Genomic DNA, 20,123 nt, shown 5'->3' on the forward strand with positions numbered 1-20,123 from the left:
ACCTGTGCAACTCGGGAGGGCGAAAGACTTTTACGACCTTTACGTGATTGCTTCCATTCCGGATTCTTACGATGCCAGGCTGCTAAAGGAAGCGTTGCGGAACACGACGGAAGCCAGGGGAACTTCGCCTGTTATGGACGATGCGGCGGCTACGCTTCGGCAAATCGAACAGAGCAACAACCTGCGGAAGACTTGGCGGAGCTTCCAGGAATCCAACCACTACGCCGCAGGCATTACCTTTGAGGATTGCTGCCGAGTTTTGGGGGATTTTGTTGAGGAGTTGCTCTAATTCCAGATGCTGCTTATTCGACTTGGGGGGCATGACCCCTCAAGCCCCCCAAGTCACCACTCAAGTTAATGCTAGTAATAGCAATGATTTAGAAGATGGATACCACTCAACCCGATAAGCCGCAATCGTAGAACCAAAAGTATCGAATTTATCGTTAACTGTATGACTTAATTTGCCGATTAAGCGTTCGGTGGTACACCCGAAAATTCTGGTGTTGATATTTACGCTATTGCTTTAACGCGGTGTTTTTCAATGTATTCAGCAACATCTTCGTGGCTGAACCTGATGTACCCGTCATCTACGAATCCGATTTGGCGGCGGTCTTTGAGGAGATAAACCTTTGAGCGGGAAATGTTGAGAATTTCGGCAACCTCGGTTGCTTTAAGCAGTTTTTTGTTTAGCTCAGTCATGTTTTGTCCTTTCTCTTGTGTGAACTTATAGGCAGTCACCTTTCTTGTGTATCGAGCCTTTTTTAAGCTCTGGTTTTATTATGCAATATAAATGCGTTTGAACCAACGATTTGGGGTCTTAACCGCCCCATACACCCCCTGTGCCGCCCTGGTTTCCGTCCTGGTCTTCCCGGTGTCCTTGTTGTACACCTCGTAAGTCGCTTTCGGCAAGAACTGTTGCGGGTTGGACGAGACTACTACTGGTTTCGCTATCGTTAACGTGACCGGGGTGCCGTCGCGTTTCATAGTAATACGTCCGGAGGAGTCCACGAACCTGGTTTTCGCGTTGCCTTTCTCATCAGTAGCTGTTAACTTCACAGACTTCACACCCCCGACGGTCTGCCCCCAGTCGGAGACGAACCCGTTGGCGTTGCCGAACATGGTCGGCCTTGACGGGATTAATGCGGACTTTTCATCGGTCGAGTTCTTCAGGTTAGAAAGGTTGGATTCGCATCTGACGGCTGTGCCGGAGATACCTACACCGGGAACAGCGATACAGTCGGACATGTTGTAGGCGTAAGGTAAGCCGGTACGCGGGTTAACTATTTCCTTTTCCGGTATTTCCGCCCCGACGCCTTTACGTCCCGAATCGTAGTAGAACTTGGAATCGTCGAAGTTGCAGGTGTTCATTAGGTCCATGGTCTGGTAGTACTGCTCTTTCGCTTCCTCACCGTTCAGATTATTGTTTACGATGGCGGTGCCGTCGGAGTCAATAGTCATTATCGGGTTAATAACTTCAGACCACACGTAGCCTTTCCAGCGTCCGAACGCCCCCGGGGGGAACGGGATGAACTGGGATTGCACATCCACCCCGCCCTTCTTAGGCACCCCGTTCGCGGCGGCACGGTGCGTAGTAATGCCGTATTGGAGAGAACGCCCGAAAGTAATCGTGTTGTCCGACTTGCCGCCCTTGCCGAAGTTAGAAGACTGCCCGGCAGAAACCGAGTCTATCCCGTCCAGACCTTTGAAGAACGTGTCCGCTTTCGTCACGTTTTCCGCGTAGCCTTTCAGAGGGTTCACGAGGGGCTTCTCGAAGATTTCCCGATTCTTCTTTAAGTCTTCCGGTTCTATCTTGTCGAGGTCTGCCCCGTCAATCATGCCTTTCGTGGTCGCCTTCCACACCCAGCTGCGGTAGTTTTTGTTACCGATACGGGTGTTTTCGCCGCCCGTAGAAGTGTTCCATACGTACGAGGTTCCGTCGTTGCCGTTCTCGTCGGCCTGCGGTAATCCGCCTTGTTTAGACAAGGTATCAGAGCCGAACTGCTTCTCTCTCGCCCCTTTCAGAATCATGTCCCGGTCTTCCTTTTCAAGGAACCCGGAGTCCACCATGTTCTTCAGGGCACCCTCCATGTCGCCGGTCTCCGTGTCCTGATGGAACACTGGCTTCCCGTCGCCGTCTTGTACGTATTTCCCGGTGCCGATAGGGGTGGTTCCAAGGTCGTCGCCGGGCTTATGTAGTCCTTCTTTAAAGTCGCCTGCGGCAGCCTTCATCTGCCCTTCGTTACCGAACTGGAAATAGGAATTGTCGCACGCCCATACTAAATCAGCGTTGTTTCCTAAAACTCCCGTCTTATAGTTCAGTTTCGGTTCGCTTTCTCCCTGGAAACCGGTGCCCACGCCTTTCGTGGCGTTCTTATAAAACTCAGAGTTCTTATACTCGTCGGTCTTGTCGTAAGGCACCCCGAAATCGGTCATCACCTGAGAAGTATCCGGGTCATCGGAACTGGTTTTCGCCCAGTGGATGCGGTTCTTACCAGGCGTCATGTCGATAGACCGGTCGCCGAACTCGGTCTTCTTCAACAGCATGTCGCGGGTCTGATTATTAGAAGTCTTCGGCCCGTCAATCTGGTCGCTCCACGCCTGGACCGCAGTCACGCAGCGGCCAGCCGCACCCGCGTCAGTCGCGGAAGCTTTAATACTGAATTTGTAGATACAACCAGGTGAAGCCATCACGTAGTTGGGGTGGGACTTCCACCAGTCATCCATTTCTTTCCAGATTGTACCGCCACGCTTCACCGCGATGTACTTCGAGGACGCTCCGTCGCCGCTTCCAAGGTCGGCAGCCGCGTAGGCCCCGCCGTCCCAAGAGTCGATAGAGCCCTTGGTCTGCTTGATGTAGTTCTCGAACGGCAGGTTCACTCCCGGAGAGTAATAGTCGCAGGCTTCACGCCCGACCGGGGTTTGAGTCATGCCCGCACCAGCAACCGAAATCAACTGCACGTCAACTTCCGGCTTAAAGTTGCGGTTCGGGAAATCCTTGGGGTACCTCTCAGTAAAATATTGATGCAGGTCACGGTCGCCCATTCGCCCGAATTTATATTTCAAAAACGCTTCAATAATGGAGTTGCCCTTCAGTTCCTTACGGATGCCTTTCTCCTCGTTGTCCAGCATCCACGCACCCGGTGCCTCGCACAACTCGCCTGCCCCTTGAACCTTGCCGGGGTCGAAATACCCCACGTTCAAACGGCGGTGGATGTCGGTGTAACGGTATGATTCAATACACTTGTCACGCACACGCTCGCCGTCCACAATCTTGTAAGACCACTCGGTACACTTGCACAATCCCGGGATACCAGGCGTGCCACCCCTAGGCTGGTTGGAAGGCGTCATATTGCCGGTACCCGAAGGCGGAGCCTGGGGAACGATGGTGGGAGGGTTTGGGCCGGGCGGGTCATAAGTAACCATATCTTTTATGAAACTATCCGGTTGGTCGCTGAATTCCAGGTAAGCCTGTCCTTGGGCTTTCCACTCGTTCCATTTACCGGCCAGCTTCGCAAACCACGAAGGCGGAGCTCCTTTCCCGCCACCTTCCGTAGTGGACTTCAAGCTGCCAGAGGCGTTAGCCTGAGGCAGGTCTGTCGGATTTTCGGTGAACGGCGTTATCGAAGCCAGGGCAGTCACCGACAACGCCCCCGCAGCAATAACCGCCAAAAGTTTATTTCTGATGGTTCCCATTTCTATCTCCTCGCTTCCAAAACCGGGAAAACAACCGAGCCTTTGTACTCCTAATATCGTTCGACAGGGGCTTTTTTCGGGCACGTAAGCCGCTGAGGTGCGTGTCTCATACAGCAAACCATGACTTTTGTGCGGTTATCTTGAACATTTCCAGGTTTTTCTGTTTTCGACTTTTCGTTGCTAAATAGCGGGAAAGGATTGCAATTCCAACGAAAACTGGACACGACTCCTTTATTTTTCGTGGAACCAATCGTAGAATTTTTATCAGGAGGTCGGAAAAGCCGACCGGGTAGAGAAAGGAGACGAAAATGAAGCACGGACGCAAGCGAATTGTCGGCTTTTTCGTTGGATTAACTTTAGCAGCAATGGGGGTGCCTACTGTAGCTTTTGGTGTCGGAAACAATCCGCAATGGGGGCAGGACATTCCGACGGTGCAGATTTGGCTAGATGATGCCGCATGTTCAGGAACAAAGATTTCTCCTTACCATGTATTAACAGCAGCACATTGTATTTTTTATAAAGGTACTGAGTTTGAGAATTTCCACGGAGTGGTAATTACCTCAAATTCCGGCATGACAATGGGTGATGCGGCTTCTTCTCAAATCTTTCTGAATGGTGGAAATATTTCCAAGGTTTCTAAATATCAAGGTGAAGACATTGCATTAATTACTACTAAAGTTCCTTTATCTGGAGCGGTGGCGAATGTAGTGAATACCGACACCATCCATGACCAAATTCCATCTATGCAAGTATCGGCTTGTGGAACTAGACTGGTAGACCCAAACACCAGACAACCTATTAACAATAACAAAACATCCAATGCATCTTGCTCAACTGCGAGTAGTACTGAAGTTTATAACAAGTACGGTAAGGCTGTTAAACTGATTTGGCCTAATCAGGTATCGCCAATTTATTTCGGCGACTCCGGTGGCGGGGTTTATGCAAACGGAAACCTTATTGGTGTTATATCGGCGGGGGGAACAACCTGTACCAGTAATAACCACAGAATTGCTGTAGGTGACTGGCAGCCCCTCATCGACTCCGCCGTATACTCTTGGCTGCAAGCACATGGGGTGCCGTTGAGCAATCAACAGCCCCAGCAGCCCCAGCCGCAGGGCATTCAGGTAGGCAAGTCCCGTATCGGCGGGGCGAACCGGGTCGATACCTCGCTGCTGCTACTGGACAAGGCTGCTAATAAGAGTGAGGTCGTGTTGGCGACCGGCAGGAATTTCCCTGACGGACTCGTGGCGGGTGCCCTTGCTGGTGCCAGCAAGTCCGGCGTAGTCCTGACTATGGGAACTACTGCCATTGAGCCGGAGACTCTAAGCAAGTTGAAGTCTGCGGGAACCAGCAAGGTCACTATTGTCGGCGGAACCGGCGTTGTCAGCCAGGGCGTGGAGGATTCGCTGAAAACAGCGGGAATCCAGACGGAACGTATCGCCGGTGCTAATCGCTACGATACGGCTTTCAAGGTGTATGACTACATGAAAGCCAGCGGCAAGCTGAAGCTGAATGCTCGGGGCGAGCCGTATGTGTTCGTGGCGACCGGTAAAGACTTTCCTGACGCCCTGGCCGCTTCCGCCGTCGCGGCGAAAATCGGTGCGGCAGTCGTGTTGGCTGACACTCCGGAGCAGGTGAATCGTGTGGCGGACATCCAGCCGTTCGCGGTAGGGGCACAAACCTACAAGTTGATGGCTAACATGCGGGTCTCCATGAGCGGTTCGGCTGACGGCGAAAACCGGTATGACACGGCGAACAAGCTGGTGAATTGGTCACTGTGGCGGGGCGGCGACAGTATGATGGTCGCTACCGGGCGGGACTTCCCCGACGCCCTCGCCGCCGGAGCCCTGGCAGCCTCCACCGGACAGTTGCTGGTGTTGGCGAACTCCAACTCCAACACCTTGAAGGTTCCCGCCGGAACTAAGAACCTGGTGTTCATCGGCGGAGAGGGAGCGAACCCCGACAAGTATGCGGTCGTGAACTGACCTCGTGAACTAAGCAAACCCCCATCCTTCGCCGGGTGGGGGTTTGCTTTACGCCTCCCAGAACAACCGCCCTTCCCCGGAACACTCCGGGGAGGGCGGTTGCCTAATGCCGATACAAGGAGCTGTATCTAACCCCGCCCCTTCCTGCGGTTTTACGTGGGGTGACGGGAGAATGCAGCAACCGTTCCAACTTACGGTTGTTTTTCAAACAACCAAAAATTGGACTCACCTGTTAACCAGGTGAGGCTTCGCATTATGCGATTCCTGCTTCATCGAAACTAGCACGTCAGCGTTACCGCTTCCGTGTCTTACAGTTTCTCCACAGGCGTTTAACGTCTCGGAGGCACTCTCCGCGACATGAGTACATTATACAATAATAAACTAAGTTTAACAATAGTTATTGTCAGCAGTTGGCAACCCCGGCGACCACAGGATTCTTGGGCTCCGGGAGCGTGGTTCCGGGCTGGCGTGTGGTGGTTGCTCCCTAGGTTCCGTGAGCGGATGACTTAAAAAAGCCTGGGTCGCCTCCCGGCTTTTCGAGCAGCCAAGGGAGACGACCTAAGACATTATTGAGTATATTTGGCTTCTAATAGTTAGGAGCCCTGTCTACACAGTATATTAAATTATCAATATAAGCGAACATTGCCTATAAGAATAATCTAAGATTCTAGCCGCTTTTTTAGAGTCCTGCACCACCATTTGTGGCACATCCGCCCATACTGTAGGTGCGGTTTTGTCTTTAACCGCTTGGGCGGGGCTTTTTCTTTTAAGCTGTTTTGGGGTAGGACACGACTTGTCACGCCGCTGTCCCGGATGTTTCAATGTTTCATGAATTTTGGGAGACTTCCGTGAAGGCTTGCCTGGAACGTAACGTTTACTTTTCTTCCTAGTAGCAATCATCTTTAGATACGGGGTAAATCCGCGTGAAGCAATATTAGCAGCAGCATTCACATCCCTATCGGCGGTAAAACCGCAGGTGCAGGCATAGATGCGGCCAGGCGTAGTTTTCCTGCGGTTGCCGCAAATAAAGCAGTTCTGTGACGTGTACGCAGCATTCACCCGTAATACTCTGGAGCCGTTTTGTTCCACGTAATGGTTTAACCAGCGGTTCACCTCTCCACGATTCCACCGCCCGGTAGCCATAGTGTTGCGTATGTGCGACAAATCTTCGACTACTACGGCACAGTTGTACATATATGCCGTATCAGCTATTTCTTGTGCGACGATTTTCGCTAGCTCTTTGCGTTTCCGCGACAGTGAAGCACGTTGCTGTTCCAGTTCTTTCCAAACACTGTAAGAAAACCGTTTGTCCAGTTTCTTGTGCAAAAAAATCACTTGCCGGTGCGTAGCATTTACTTTATTCTCTAAAGAATGTACTCGGCGGGAGCCATCATGCGATTCAATAATTTTCCCGCCGCTAATAACTACCCATGTTGCCGTGTGCTTCTGCCCTAAATCTACCCCAACCAGGAAGTTTTGGTTTAAATCACGCTGCTGATACGGATTAGATACGGCAAAATCAAAGAAAAGTTCTCCGTCTTTTAATCGGACGGTCGGCAACGCGAGTTTCCCGCAGTACCGTGGCGGAATATTGAACCCAACCCCAACCCAATGACCGTCTATCACCATCGCCAAAACGCCCGGTTCCAACCATTTTGCGTAATACTGTCCGGCGAAGCCTAAATTCATGCGATATGGAACGGTCGGCGGTCTATCGTTTGCAGTTCGTTTCCATCCGGCGGAAACATAACCATCATATTCGCCATTCGATGCGTCACGTCTGGCTTTCCAAGACCTGAGAATTTCTACAACGTGCCCACGGAACAGGAATTCAAATCTGGATGAGCCAGGCTTCCCCTTTAACACCACACCTTTAGGTAGTTTTATTCCTAAATAATGCCCCGCAGCGGCTGGTTTCAGGTGAGAGAATTCCTCTATTTCTCGAAAAATCCCGTCTTCTAAAGAATTTATCTGCCATTCCACCAGGTCGTGCAGGGTTTCCACGTCACGCTTAAGCGAATCGGCACAGTCCAGGATTTCACCGGTTTTAATGTCGGCGAAAAACTTGGGCTTCAGCGTGAAACCCTGCCAGGTTTCATGCCCTGGCATTAATCTTGCCTTCTGCTTTGGCTAGAAACTGCCGCTTTGCAACGTATATTTTTGCTCATGGGAGCTAATATCGTTGCGTTTATTGTCTACGCAGTATGGGACTTCGGTTAGCTATTAATAAAAACTCCCTAAAAGCCGCCGGAATCCGCCCGACCCCATCCGCATTGTCTATGTGGCGTCGAGATAGGCAGAAATATCAAAGTCGAAGAAAAGACGGAGACAAGATGACTTGATAAAAGTCTTGGTCACTTTCCTTAGCTATTCGAGCAGCTAAGGAAGGTGACCAAGACATTATTGAATATATTTTTGGCTTCTAGTAGACAGGAGCCATGTCTATGAGCGCCCGTTTCGTTATGTCGGAGCGGGTGCCCCCGCACACGAGAATATCACGTCACGTTGTCGATAACCTCCGAGTCTTGAGGTGCCAAAATGACACCTCAAGTTTCCCCCGCCCCTCACGCCCTGAACCGTAAACGGCGGGGAACAACGTCACTTCATCTCTTTCCTGGACTTGCGTGCGGCTAGTACACCGAGCCCGGCCATGGCACCTACCAGTGCGAGGGAGCCGAGGGCGACGCCGGTTTTCGCGAGGGTTCCAGCGGAGGCACGCGGCCCGATGTTGCCGCCGACGTTATTACCTCCGGAGATGTCGGCATCAGGATACCCGTCACGCAGCCCGTCTGGAACCTGCGGGGCATTCTTCAACGCCTTCTCGATTTCTTCCGGGGTGCAGGCCACTATTTTGATGGTTCCGGTCTCAGTAGCCAGGTTCCCGGCTTTGTCGCGTGCCGTGAACTCCGGATGGTAGACGGTTCCCGGTTTCGCTTTCTTGCCTAGGATTCCGAAGAATTGGCGGTCTTTGATGAAGTCGGCGTGGGAGTATTTCAGCCCGTCTGGGGCTCCCGTCGTATTAGTAACTTCCACGGCTCCGTTGCGTGCCGAGTCCAGAATCTGTATCGGATAAGTAAGGTTCACCATTGTTTCGCAGGCGGGCAGGGAGAGCGGCTTCGGCATGACTATCATCGGCGGAGTAGTATCCACCACGTTCACTCTGACCTGTATGTCGGTCTTGTTGCCTGCCGGGTCGGCTACACGCCAAGTAGAATTGTAGACTCCGATGTCACGCGGCTTGCCTTTTAACACACCGTCCTGGCTGAGCTCAGTATTGTCGGGCAGCTTCCCGGACGCCAAAGACACCAGGGGCTTCACGCCGGGATTGTTGTCTTTCACGTTGATTTTCAGCTCTATATCGGTTCCGGCTTCCACAGTCCACTGGATATACCCGTTCACTGTCTTAGAGCCTTCCCCGCCGGTCGCTTTCGGGGCGGTGGTGTCGATGATGTGGAACAGAATAGTAAACCTAGTAATGTTGCCGGACGGGTCTGACAGGGTGGCGTGAGTCGTATAGTCCCCGGTTTTAATCGGGGTGCCCGAAATGGTTCCGCCTTTACGGTCGGGGGCGAATTGCAGCCCGTCAGGCAGCGGCCCGAACTCCAGGCGTGTGGCCTCGCCGGAGTTGTCGCTGGTCTCCAACCTAATCGGGTTTATCGGGAAGCCGACCTCTAACGTGTATTCGGCGTTGTGGTCCCTAGTATCTTTGCCGTCTATCGTGACGGTCGGCGGGGTGGAGTCCGTCACGATAATCACCACGACGGCTTTCGCCTCGTTGCCGGACTCGTCCTTAGCCGTCACGTCAACCCGGTATTCCCCGGGCTTGTCGGTGGAGCCGGTGATGTTGCCGTCCGCGTCAATAGTTACACCGGGCGGCAGTTGCCCCGGATTATCCACATTTACAGTGGTTTTACCGCCGGAGTTGTCGCTGACAGTGATTTTCTTGTTGCAAGGCTTGCCGGTCTCGCATTTGAAAGGGCCACCAGTCACGGTCGGCGGAGTGGTGTCTACTATGCTTATCACAACCTTGTCCGTGTAGGCGTTGCCTGCACGGTCGGTGACTGTGATTGGGAACTCCCGTACTCCTGGGGTGCGGGCTATGACCGTCACTTTCAGAGTAGTAAGCCCCGTGGCGGGGTCATATACAACCTCAGTGGCGATGTTTTGAGTCGCGTTGTTTTGCGGCATCTGCCCCAGTTCTAACGAGGGCGGGAAGCCGTCATTGTCGCTGAATTGCAATTCCACCTCGTTTTTAACAGAGGTTTCCCCGGTTAACTGCGGGTCGCCGACCATAGACGGCAGGGTCTTGTCCAAAACAGTCAGGTAGTACCTGGCACCGACAGAAGTGTTGCCCGACGGGTCGGTCACTTTCACGTCTATCGGGTAAATTCCTGGCTTCTTCGTCATGCCGGAAATCAGCCCGGTGTCCTCGTCATACCCTATCCCTAAAGGCAGCCCGCTGATGTCATACTTCAAGTCGGACTCGGAATTGTCTGTGGCGACAATCTGCCTAGTGTACACGTCCTCCGTGGTGGTGGTGTCGTCATTCAGCACATGCAGCCCGTCGACAACCAGAGGGTTACCGTCTTTGTCTTTGATGATTTCGGGAATCTCGGGCGGGGTCGTGTCGATGACTTTCAGGGTAAACACTTTCGGATTAGTAGAGTTGCCCGCCAGGTCGCGGGAAACCACCGTCATCTTGTTGACGCCGTTGTTCCTGGCCAGCTCCGGCAGAATAGTCCCGGACAGGGTGTAGGACACGTCGTTCCATCCCAGGCCGCGAGGAATCCCTTCCAACGTCACTTTCGGCTTGTTGCCGGAATTGTCCGAAACATTCGGGAACGTGTAAGAGAAGTTGTCCCCCGTGTTCGCGGTCTGGTCGGTGAACGTGATTTGCGGTTCAGTACCGTCCGAAATCGTTACGGTCATCAACTTGTTGCGGACGTTGCCCGCCGTATCTTTCGCGGTGACGGTCAAGCGGTACGGGGTTTGCAGGAACGTGTGCGGTTCTAACCTGCCCGTAATCATCTTCGTGAACTTGTCATATTTCAGGCCGTCCGGCAGCGGACGAGAGAAAGACACGTCCGGATTAATCCCGGAATTGTCGCCCGTGACCAGCTCGAAACTGACCTCCCGGTTAACCTGCCCAGGCTGCGGCTCCAGCCGGTCTGTTAAGCCCGCGAAATCGGTGGTGCCGATGTCCGGCTCCGTGCCGTCCGTCACAGTAATCCGGAAAGACTCCGAGGACTTGTTGATTTCATGCGTCGGGTGCCCCGGAATGATGGTATCTTCGGCGTTCACCGTCACGTCAAAAGTTTTCCCGGTTTCCGACGGGTCAATGTTCCCGGAGATACCGGATTTCGTCCAGGATAATCCTTTCGGCAGACCGGTCACTGAACTGACGATATACACCCCGGAATTGTCAGTGATTTGGAACGGAATGCTCACCCGGTTCTTGCCGGGCGTGATTTTAGAGTCCGTCTTCAGGGTTTTGTCTGAAATGGGCTGGATGACCGGAGCGGTGGTGTCGGAGACATGGATGTTGAACTTACTCACCGTTCCTCTACCGGTTGTATTAGCCCTCTCGAAACTCACGGTAACCGGGTAAACCCCCGGCTTTTTCGCGGTGCCGCTGAATGCAACAGTGACCCCACGCTGGTCGGAGCCGGAATCCCTGGTCACTGTATAGGTGACGCCTTGTGGCAAACCGCTTGCTGTGGCCGTAATTGGGGTGGCGTTGACGCCACTATTATCACCCGTCGCCGAGGCGTGGATAGAATACGGCTTCATGTTGGGCGACCCGGTGCGGTTAGAACGGGGCGGGTCGCCCTGCCAGGGAGGGCTTGGAGCGATGGTTCCTTGTGCCGGGACGGGTTCTTCCGGGTTTATAGTATCGGGCGGTGATGTTAGCGAACCTGGCGGCGATGTCTTGCCGGCTGGAGTTAAGGTTGGCTAGTTCCTGACGTGCCTTCTTGGCTCGTGCCATACCAATCTTGGTTTCGTCGCGGTCGTAGTTGGAGGTGTAGAGATTGTAGCGTTTCTGCTTCAAGACTTTCCTAGTTGTTCCGTTCAAAGACCAGCCGGGGGTATCCTTGCTTTTCCTGGAGTTGGAGATTACCCGGGAGGTCGCACCGAAATTGGCGTGGCAGGCGGCAGTACAGGTCACGCCTTCCACGCATTTGGGGCAAACCAGCTCTTTCGCTGCCTTGTCCAGACGGCGGTAGTGCTCGTTGATGAGGGTCGGGTCGTATTGCTGGGAGATAAGGAATTGTCCCCAGGATTTCGCGGAGTATGAAACGTATTTGCCTGTGTACTTGGTGCGTTTCTCGCGTTCCGTACTGTCTTTCACGGGCTCGCATAAAGATTTTTCGCCCCACCCGTGCCCGTGTGAGTGCTGATTCAAAGCGATTTCTGTGATTTTTTCGGGCTTCGTCCCTTCAGACTGTTTCACCCTGAGTACTGCGTGGAGATGCAAGGCACCACGTGCTTGCCATTCCCATACTTTGAAAAAATCCAGGGACGGGTATTTTTCTCTCAATGCCCGATAAGTGTTGCCCCAAAGAGAGGCAGCAGACTTGTTCCAGGCAACCTGCCCTGCATAATCGTAGGAATCCGGGTCTAACGGGACTCCTTTGAACCCCAGGTCTTCCGGGGTGTGGATTTTGCCGCAGCCGCATATTTTCAGTTTGTCGTGGTCTTTAGGGACGTAGTGAACTGCCCCGAACGAGGGTGCGGTGAGCGTCAGGAAATAAAAAACATAGCCTTCCAATGCCTCTGCGGGAAGATTTTTCCCTGGCAGGCAGCCGCTGTAGCTGATGACCAACCAGTCACCCCTGTACAGGTAGGCACAATGAGAACAGACTGAGACGAGGCGAGAACCGCAATTGTAGTATTTCCCTTTAATGATGCGGGGATTCGAACAGAACTTATTAGCTTTCCTGTACAGTTCTTTCGCTTTGGATGCCTGATTGTTAGACATTCTCCCCACCTTCCCAGAAGTACATGTAGAGGCGGGTTTTCGGGCGGGAAACCGCCACATGCTGCAAATTCCTTTCTTGGAATCCCGTGAGTACGCTGGGGTGTACCAAGCTTCCCATGGCTATGGCGTGCACCGAGTCCCATTCCATGCCTTTAGCGGAGTGAATCGTGGAAAGAATCACCGTCCCTCCCTTGGTCGTGCGGGGTGCGGGGGCGGTGAAGTCTGGCTCGTCGTCGGGGTTGTTTTGTCGGTAGAGAATCCCAGCAGTGTCAAGGATTTTTCCTGCCCTGCGTAGTTCAGCATGGGTAGGGGCGAGCACCGCAACGGTTCCCGCCTCCCGGCTGGAACGTATGTTGTCTGCGAAAAGCCTGTCCCAATCCTTATTGCCGGGGTCATAACTGTGACGTTCCACTCTCCCAGCGAGCCTGGGATTCGCGGCAGAAACGGTTAACCCGTCGGTACGGGCACGGTTGACCACCTCTAGAATTTCAGGAGCGGAACGGAAGCAGGTCGTCAGATGGTATTCTTCCCATCCTGGGTCGGTGAACCAGGGGATTCCTGCCCCGGAGTAGCCGAAAATCTCCTGGCACGGGTCGCCCACTATGACCAAGCGAGAGCCCCCGGCCAGCAGCCGGATAAGGTGGGCGAGCAGCGGGGTCAGGTCTTGGGCTTCGTCCACGATGACCGTCTGCCAACGTTGGGATTGTGCCTTGAGGAAGTCCGGGTTGTTTTCCAAGAGCAACACCGCGAGATACACCCACATGTTAAAAGTGGCAAGCCCATTTGCAACCATTTGGCTGTAAAGGGACTCGGTTAATCGTGGGAGTTTCGCCGCTGCCAGGGTGGAAGACGAAGACGCGAATCCTTCCAGGGAGAACTCTCTGGCCAGCAGGAAATCCAAGCCTTTAACGAGGATTTTCCGGTTGCTTGAACTGTTGGGAACACCAGCATCAACCAGGCAGTCGCCAGCCAGTTCGTCAATTGCTTCTTCATGGTTGATTTCAGGGATTTCAATGCCCGGAAACACCCGCAGGATTTCCAACGCCAGGGAATGAACTGTCCGTACTTCTACCAGAGGATTCATGATACGGCTATAAAACTCCCTGGCGGCAGCGACAGTATAGGCAAGCACCAGGCAGCCCTCCGGGTTTCGCCTGGCTAGCTCGGCCATGGTGTGAGTCTTGCCGGTGCCACCACCAGCAAGAACCCGCACCCGGTCAGCCGTGGATGCACAAACTGCTTCTTGTTCCTGGGTCACAGTGCCACTTCTTCCTCTGCTGCTTGTTCCGCCTGTTCAGCGAAACGGGTCAGGACGTACTGCGGGACGTAGTAGAACTTCACGTTGTGCCTGAGTCCGTCGTCTTCCAGCACTACTGCCTGGCCGGGATTATCCGAGGGGATGGTGTATGCCAGGGAAAGAGTATTTTCAGCCGGATACCCAAGGACCGCTTGTTCCGCCTCGCGGGTCGCCACACGGAAACAAGCCCGGATGCCGATGTTGTCCCTAATACTGGTGGGTATGGCGTCGGCGGTGGGTTTCTGGGTCATGAGCATGAGGAATACCCCTGCGGAGCGTCCCCGCTTCACTAAATCCGCGACGAGTGCGGTAATACGCTCCAGTTTGTCTTTATCCTCTTTCGATGCCCCACGCGTGTCGAACAACGTTTGGCATTCGTCAATCACCAGGCACAGCACCGGGCATGTCGGGTCGGGTATCGTGTCCCAAAAAGCAGGCACGCCGTAGCGTTCCAGCATGGTTTCCTGCCGGTGTTCCATTTCCTGAACCAGGTCTTCGAGCAGATTGATGACCTGGTTCAGACTACCGGTGCCGCTGATGAATGTTTTCGCTGAGTGTTTCGCCCAAGACCATTCCGCCCCGCCTTTGCCGTCGATAATGTGCACTTCCGCATTAGGAGAGGCAAGCAGCGACCCGACTATCACCTGGGCACCGCTGGTTTTCCCGGAATTTGGCATTCCACCAGCCAGCATCCCCGGCTGGTTACGCAGAATGAGCCGGTGCTTGTACCCGAAATCGTCAATGCCGTATTCAATGCCGCAGTCATCCAAGCTGAACTTAGGGAAATCCGCGAGCATATAATTCTGCCTGATAGGTGCCTCCATATCAGGCTGCTTCAAAAACCGGATGACCCAACGCCCTGTCCTGTCGTCGTGCTCCAGCAGCTCGAAATCCCTGGCACCAAACCGGGCAAGATGCTTGCGTATCAGCACCAGCACCATTGCGTCATCCCCCCCAGCAGCCCAAGGGCAAATGAACTCCCACAAGTCGCCGGCAAGCCTCGCTTTGCAATACTCCGCGTCGCTCTTAGACACCAGCTCGCACGCGGCAAGAGCCTCCCTGCCCCGGCGTACAGCCCGTTTCTGATAGGCACGCCAAACGTCGCCCAACACCGGCACCGCATACCAGAACTGAGGAACAGCCAGCCCCGCCAGGAACAAGACCCCGGCAGCAATACCTACTACTTTGATGCCAGCCCAACTGAACGCAGGCTCCACAAAAACCCATGCAAGCAGCAACACCGGCAGCCACAGACAGGTGACCCAGATTTTAGACAAAACCCAGAACGATAACCTATTGATAAACTTTGTCGTATTCATTTTCATCTACTCCTTTTCGTAGAGAAATTGTTAATAATTGGGAGATAGAAACCTCCCAGGGGATTTGAGTTGGTGGGGGGCGACCGGAACAGTTAGCTACAGCCGCCCCCACCGGTGAGGCGGATGCCTACTATTTCTGCGAAGGTGTCGATTGGGCAGTTGCCTTTATCTGCTCGAAAATCTTCACGGCAGACGGGCCCGGGACAAGCCGGTCGCAGCCGATGATTTTCACTCGGACAGACCCGTAATCCCCGCCGGACAGCTCAGCCTTCATAGGCTTAGACGAAGTGAGGACGACAGTCCCGCCGACAACAGCCGGTTCAGAGACCTCTTCGGGAAGCTCCACCGTGACTTCCGTTGGCTCCTCGCCAATCATGGAGACACCAGAGAACCTAGCCTGCGGCCGCCCCAAGGCGTCCAGCAGCCTTTTCTCAGTGCGTACCCCGCCCTCATACACAAAGGCAGGACGTGGGCCGCTCATTACAACGAGCGGCGAGTTGGTTTCAAATGGAATCGTAGCCATTGTTCTTTTCCTTACTGCTTAGGGGAACAACCCTCTTGGCTGCTCCATTGGTGGTTAATATCGCTCGATTTGCCCCTGGAAAGCGAAGAGTCATTAGACGGGGTGCTGGGGAGCAAGTTCGCTGATGAGGATGCATTCTCCGAAATTTAAAAAAACAATAATGAACGACGAAAGCCTTACCCAACAGGCGGTCTGCCTTAGCCCTACGGGCACGGCAGCCCGCCACACCCAAAAGCTTTCCCGCACTCGCTGCCGTTTCTTTACTCGAAGAACGGCACCCCAGGCCACACAGCCCCCAGCCGCCGCAACCACACACCCGCCAGCGGAAACCCGCAGCATTCCCGCAACAGAGGCATACATCGCGTGTTCCGCCAACAGAAAGAGCAGAACAATGCAGCCATCCATTAGGGAACAACCCGCCAGCCCGGGGAATGCCAGCCCCAGCCCCAGCCACAGCAAGCAGCAGGTAAAAAAAGGTGCAGTTATCCCAGAGAAAGGAGAAACAGACCTCAATTTCCGCCGCTTCCAGCCAAAAAACCGGGTTCCTTGCCAGGCGGAAATCGAGGCCTAAAGGAAAATCCCAAGACCAATATCGCCCCACCAAAAACCCAAGACTAGGCGCCAACCCGCACTTTCTAGAATGGTCGGGTGACTGGGAACCTTAAATATGCGGGGATATGGATAAACAAACACCTCGCAGTTTATTAACCGTGAACACGCAAATGTCCGGATGCATATCAGAGTAAGACACAACACGCCTCCTTTCTTTATTCGTCAACTCCATGCATTCCTCTCACATGGAACATTTACCTGTTGCCCTTTCGTGTAATAAATGATAAATGCACATTGTGGATAAATAAAGGAGCATAAAAAGAGAGGCTTCGAAACCAACCGGACTGTACGCAATTAGTTTGAAATTGCACTCATTTTTTCGGCAATGGCGGCGTCGCGGTCTTGGGTAGCGTGCTGGTATATCATGACAGTCTCTGCATTGGCATGACCAGCCCGATGCATAAGCTCTGCCAAGGTTGCCCCGGATTGGCCAGCCAAGGTAAGCCCGGAGTGGCGAAGTCCGTGGAAGGTAAATCTCTGGTCTAAGTCAGGAACTGCTCTCTTGGCCTTAGCGAAATGGCCATTCATAGATTTGTTAGAGTACCACTTGACTAGCGAAGCGGGAGAGTGAACCAACAATGATTCTTTATCCGGGGCAACGTACTTGGCTATGTGCCCCTTTAAATCAGCGACAATTGTTGGCGGAACCGCAATGTCCCGGATACCGGCTTCACTCTTCGGCGGACCAACCGTGTAACCGAAGCCAGCGGCATATTGCACAGCACGGGTAACGCTAATGACCGCTTTTTCTCCCTTGAACCGAACGTCTTTTCGGCGTAGTTCAGTTATCTCTCCGAAACGGAGGGAACACCAGAACGCTAACAGTACAGCAATCCTATATTCGTCCGGCATAGCCTCAGCAAGACGACTAACCTGGTCGCAGGTCGCCACAATGTTGCGGTGATTGTCGGTCGTGGGCTTCTTTGACACAGCACCCTTGACATGAACGGGAGAAGCGTCAATCAGCCCTTCATCAACCGCAGCATTCATCAGGGCAGAAAATACGCGGTAGGTAGATTTCCTCGCACCCAGCTTCTTCCCGTCAAAGCTATTATACCAATCCTTCACCTGCTGGTTAGTTATGAGATTGATGAGCATATCTCCGAAGGTGTCCTCAAGGTGGGCTTTGAAACAGGATTTATACGATTGAATCGTCTTTGGCTTCATACCGCCCTCCTTCTCTCTCCTAGCTAGATAGGTTTCCTTCCATTCCTTGAATGTGGGAACGTCAGCTTTGACCGGGCTCAGTTCTTCCTCAGCTAACTCAGGGTCAATCAATCCCTTAGCAATAGCCACCTGTTGAGCCGCCAGCCAATCACTGGCCAACTGCCGATTGGGAAAGGTCTCATCTGCCAAAACCTTAATGCTGCCTTTACGCCAATATGCCCGGTATCGCCCGGACTTGAGCTTCTCTATAGAACCGAAGCCTTTACGAGACTTTCGCTTCTTCTTTGGTTGCTCATCTTCAACAGCAGCTTCTTCAGACATCAGACCTCCCAGAAATCTTAAATCACCCCAACCCGAGGGCTATATGAGGGCTAACGGAATGGAATTCCATGGAAATCATCATACTGTGTGGAAAATATGAAAATCACACAATCGCTGAAATACCGGGCTAAAAACACTGAAACCCTTGGCTTTCCAAGGGTTTCAGATTCAGCTGGCGGAGGATGGGGGATTCGAACCCCCGAGGGCTTGCACCCAACACGCTTTCCAAGCGTGCGCCATAGGCCACTAGGCGAATCCTCCAGGTATGAAACTAAGCCACCAAAAGCAGCAGGTTCTATCTTAGCGGAACAATGCCACTGGGGGCAATTCCCCGGATTCCCGTCCACCGGGCATACCTGAAACCAGATTAAGCTGCTTTCCGGGAAACCTGGCGCCGCGCCCGGGCTGGCACCTCATGAATCCCAAAACAAAAACAAGTCCGCCCCCGCAACCGGACGCGCCAAACGGGTTCGCCACCTTGAGTCGCTTTCCAAGCTTCCCGCCCCCGCAACCGGACGCACCAAACCTACGCCACCGACAGCAGTGACAGCACCCCGCGCGGTGCCAACAAAGCCTGGGACATCACGGCGTGGGAACTTTGGGTCAAAATCCGGCCACGCATATATTCCGCCGATTCCGTGGTGAAATCCGTGTCTTGAATCCGCCCCCGGGCGGCAGCCAGGTTCTCTACGGTCACATTCAAAGTGTTAATCGTGTTTTCAAAGCGACTCATGACCGCGCCCAGCGTTGCCCGCGCGGTGGAAATCACCTCAATCTGGCCGTCAATATTCACAATCGCGCCCTGGAAGGCTTCGTGGCTGGCATCCTGGGGGATTTCACCCAGCTGGGCGTGGGCAATGTCGACCACATCCACGAAAGTCACCGCGATAGTGTCCAAATCCGTCCCGTTGGCACCAATCTGGAATCGCAGCGCATCGGCGGGCTCAACGTATTTATCGCCCAGAATCTTGCGCCCCAAGACCTCGGTGGCTTCGCCGATGCGGCCAATCTCGACGCGAATCGAGTCCATCTCGGTGACAATGTTACCGCGTTGATCCTGATTGGAATCGCTAGCTCCTTGAACCGCCAGGACGCGCATGCGTTGCAACATATTGTGAACGGTGCCCAGCACTCCCTCGGCGGTTTGCACCAGGGAAATTCCGTCTTGGGCGTTGCGCACGGCCTGTTTGCTGCCCAGCAGCTGGGAACGCATGTTTTCGGCCAAGGCCAGGCCGGCCGCATCGTCGCCGGGGTTATTGATGCGCTCGCCGCTGGTCAGTTTCAACAGAGAGTCATTGAGAATCTTGTGGGCGTTGGCCATGTTGCGATACGCCTGGAGTGCCATCACGTTGGTGTTCAAGGAAGAGGTGATTCCGCCCCGGGGTGCTCCCCCGGCTCCGCCCGCCCCGGGGAATACACCAAAAGTGTTGGCCAGGGCGTTGCCCAGAAAATTATTAGCCGGATTCCCCCGCCAGCCGCCGGTCGCGCCCGCACCTAATGAAGCCCGGGGCGAAAAACCGACCGACCGACCGACCGGGATGTCGCCGGTATCACCGAACGCGGGGTCGACGCTAAAGCCCAAGTCAGCGTCTGGGTACGGAAAATCGCCTTCGCCGGAGGTTCTCGCGTGCCCGCCTCGCCGCAGGCCGGTGCCACCGGTTCGGATGCTGCCCGCCGCACCCGAACTGTCCGAGCCCCCGGAACGGTAAGTCGTCGCGATTCCGGCTCCCGCCCCGTCGGTGAAGTCCTCGCCCAGGGATTCCATCACATAGGCCAGGTGGCGAGGCATTCCGGCGGTGTCCACTTCGCCCGACGCAGCGGGTGGATTGGCTGGGGTGCCGGCGCTGGTTGCGCCAGTTACGTTGGCACCACGGGTGCCACGGGTGCCGGATGCGCCGGATGCGCTGGCACCGGCGTTGGGGTTGGGGTTTTGTTCATGAGGTGCCAGGGAATCAGCCTCGGCATTAGGGGCGGGAATCGGGTAGGTAGAGCCGGGCGCTGCGGGAGAATTGCTTCCCGCAGCATATTTTCCGTCCACTGATAAAGTGGCCATAGGCCTACCATCCTTGATAGTTCTAAGAATCCAATCCTTGAATCCAGCGAATCCGGTCTAGACCGGGCAACCAGTTAAATAGTCGCAGCAACCGCCTTTTTTATTGTAAGGCCTATGAAGCAGTAAAAAAGCATTTCGCAAGAAATGTTTAATTGTCCTGACAGTTACCGGGGG

General features: G+C 54.0%; 12 protein-coding genes and 1 tRNA gene. 2 read left to right on the forward strand and 11 right to left on the reverse strand.

Annotation, left to right across the window (positions count from 1 at the left end):
- Positions 1 to 4: 4 nt before the first annotated feature.
- Positions 5 to 289 (forward strand): nucleotidyl transferase AbiEii/AbiGii toxin family protein, encoded by a 285-nt coding sequence (locus F4555_RS08725; protein ID WP_255312851.1) that lies wholly within the window; start codon positions 5 to 7, stop codon positions 287 to 289.
- A 221-nt stretch (positions 290 to 510) separates the two neighbouring features.
- Here F4555_RS08725 and F4555_RS08730 read toward each other — a convergent pair whose 3' ends face one another.
- Complete coding sequence (locus F4555_RS08730; protein WP_004013795.1) at positions 511 to 738, reverse strand: helix-turn-helix domain-containing protein; 228 nt, start codon at positions 736 to 738, stop codon at positions 511 to 513.
- Positions 739 to 777: 39 nt separating this feature from the next.
- Complete coding sequence (locus F4555_RS08735; protein WP_115325779.1) at positions 778 to 3,693, reverse strand: hypothetical protein; 2,916 nt, start codon at positions 3,691 to 3,693, stop codon at positions 778 to 780.
- A 365-nt stretch (positions 3,694 to 4,058) separates the two neighbouring features.
- Here F4555_RS08735 and F4555_RS08740 point away from each other — a divergent pair, with 365 nt between their 5' ends.
- A complete protein-coding gene (locus tag F4555_RS08740) occupies positions 4,059 to 5,678 on the forward strand; it encodes a cell wall-binding repeat-containing protein (RefSeq protein ID WP_260400065.1) in 1,620 nt (539 codons plus the stop codon).
- A gap of 618 nt (positions 5,679 to 6,296) precedes the next feature.
- On the opposite strand, the gene F4555_RS08745 is transcribed toward F4555_RS08740, so the two are convergent.
- The 9 genes from F4555_RS08745 to F4555_RS08785 form a co-directional block, all read right to left on the reverse strand.
- Entirely contained in the window at positions 6,297 to 7,787 is a 1,491-nt protein-coding gene (locus F4555_RS08745; RefSeq protein ID WP_115325777.1) for a zinc ribbon domain-containing protein, read from the reverse strand.
- A gap of 489 nt (positions 7,788 to 8,276) precedes the next feature.
- Positions 8,277 to 11,468: a putative Ig domain-containing protein gene (locus tag F4555_RS08750; protein WP_115325776.1), complete on the reverse strand. Its 3,192-nt coding sequence runs from the start codon at positions 11,466 to 11,468 to the stop codon at positions 8,277 to 8,279.
- Positions 11,469 to 11,487: 19 nt separating this feature from the next.
- Entirely contained in the window at positions 11,488 to 12,717 is a 1,230-nt protein-coding gene (locus tag F4555_RS08755; protein WP_311768827.1) for a replication initiator, read from the reverse strand.
- Complete coding sequence (locus F4555_RS11465) at positions 12,650 to 13,915, reverse strand: DEAD/DEAH box helicase (RefSeq protein ID WP_115325774.1); 1,266 nt, start codon at positions 13,913 to 13,915, stop codon at positions 12,650 to 12,652. The genes F4555_RS08755 and F4555_RS11465 overlap by 68 nt, the downstream gene beginning before the upstream one ends.
- On the reverse strand, positions 13,912 to 15,273 hold the full coding sequence (locus tag F4555_RS08765) for an FtsK/SpoIIIE domain-containing protein (RefSeq protein ID WP_115326109.1): 1,362 nt from the start codon (positions 15,271 to 15,273) through the stop codon (positions 13,912 to 13,914). Before F4555_RS08765 ends, F4555_RS11465 begins: the two co-directional genes overlap by 4 nt.
- A gap of 130 nt (positions 15,274 to 15,403) precedes the next feature.
- Positions 15,404 to 15,796, reverse strand: a complete 393-nt coding sequence (locus F4555_RS08770; RefSeq protein WP_115325773.1) for a hypothetical protein — start codon at positions 15,794 to 15,796, stop codon at positions 15,404 to 15,406.
- Between the two features lie 906 nt (positions 15,797 to 16,702).
- Positions 16,703 to 17,896, reverse strand: a complete 1,194-nt coding sequence (locus F4555_RS08775; RefSeq protein WP_004013784.1) for a tyrosine-type recombinase/integrase — start codon at positions 17,894 to 17,896, stop codon at positions 16,703 to 16,705.
- Positions 17,897 to 18,069: 173 nt separating this feature from the next.
- Positions 18,070 to 18,157: transfer RNA gene (locus F4555_RS08780), tRNA-Ser, on the reverse strand.
- A gap of 265 nt (positions 18,158 to 18,422) precedes the next feature.
- A complete protein-coding gene (locus tag F4555_RS08785) occupies positions 18,423 to 19,949 on the reverse strand; it encodes a flagellin (RefSeq protein WP_115325770.1) in 1,527 nt (508 codons plus the stop codon).
- Between the last annotated feature and the right edge of the window lie 174 nt (positions 19,950 to 20,123).

Source organism: Mobiluncus mulieris (assembly GCF_014204735.1).
Taxonomy (GTDB): Bacteria; Actinomycetota; Actinomycetes; order Actinomycetales; family Actinomycetaceae; genus Mobiluncus; species Mobiluncus mulieris.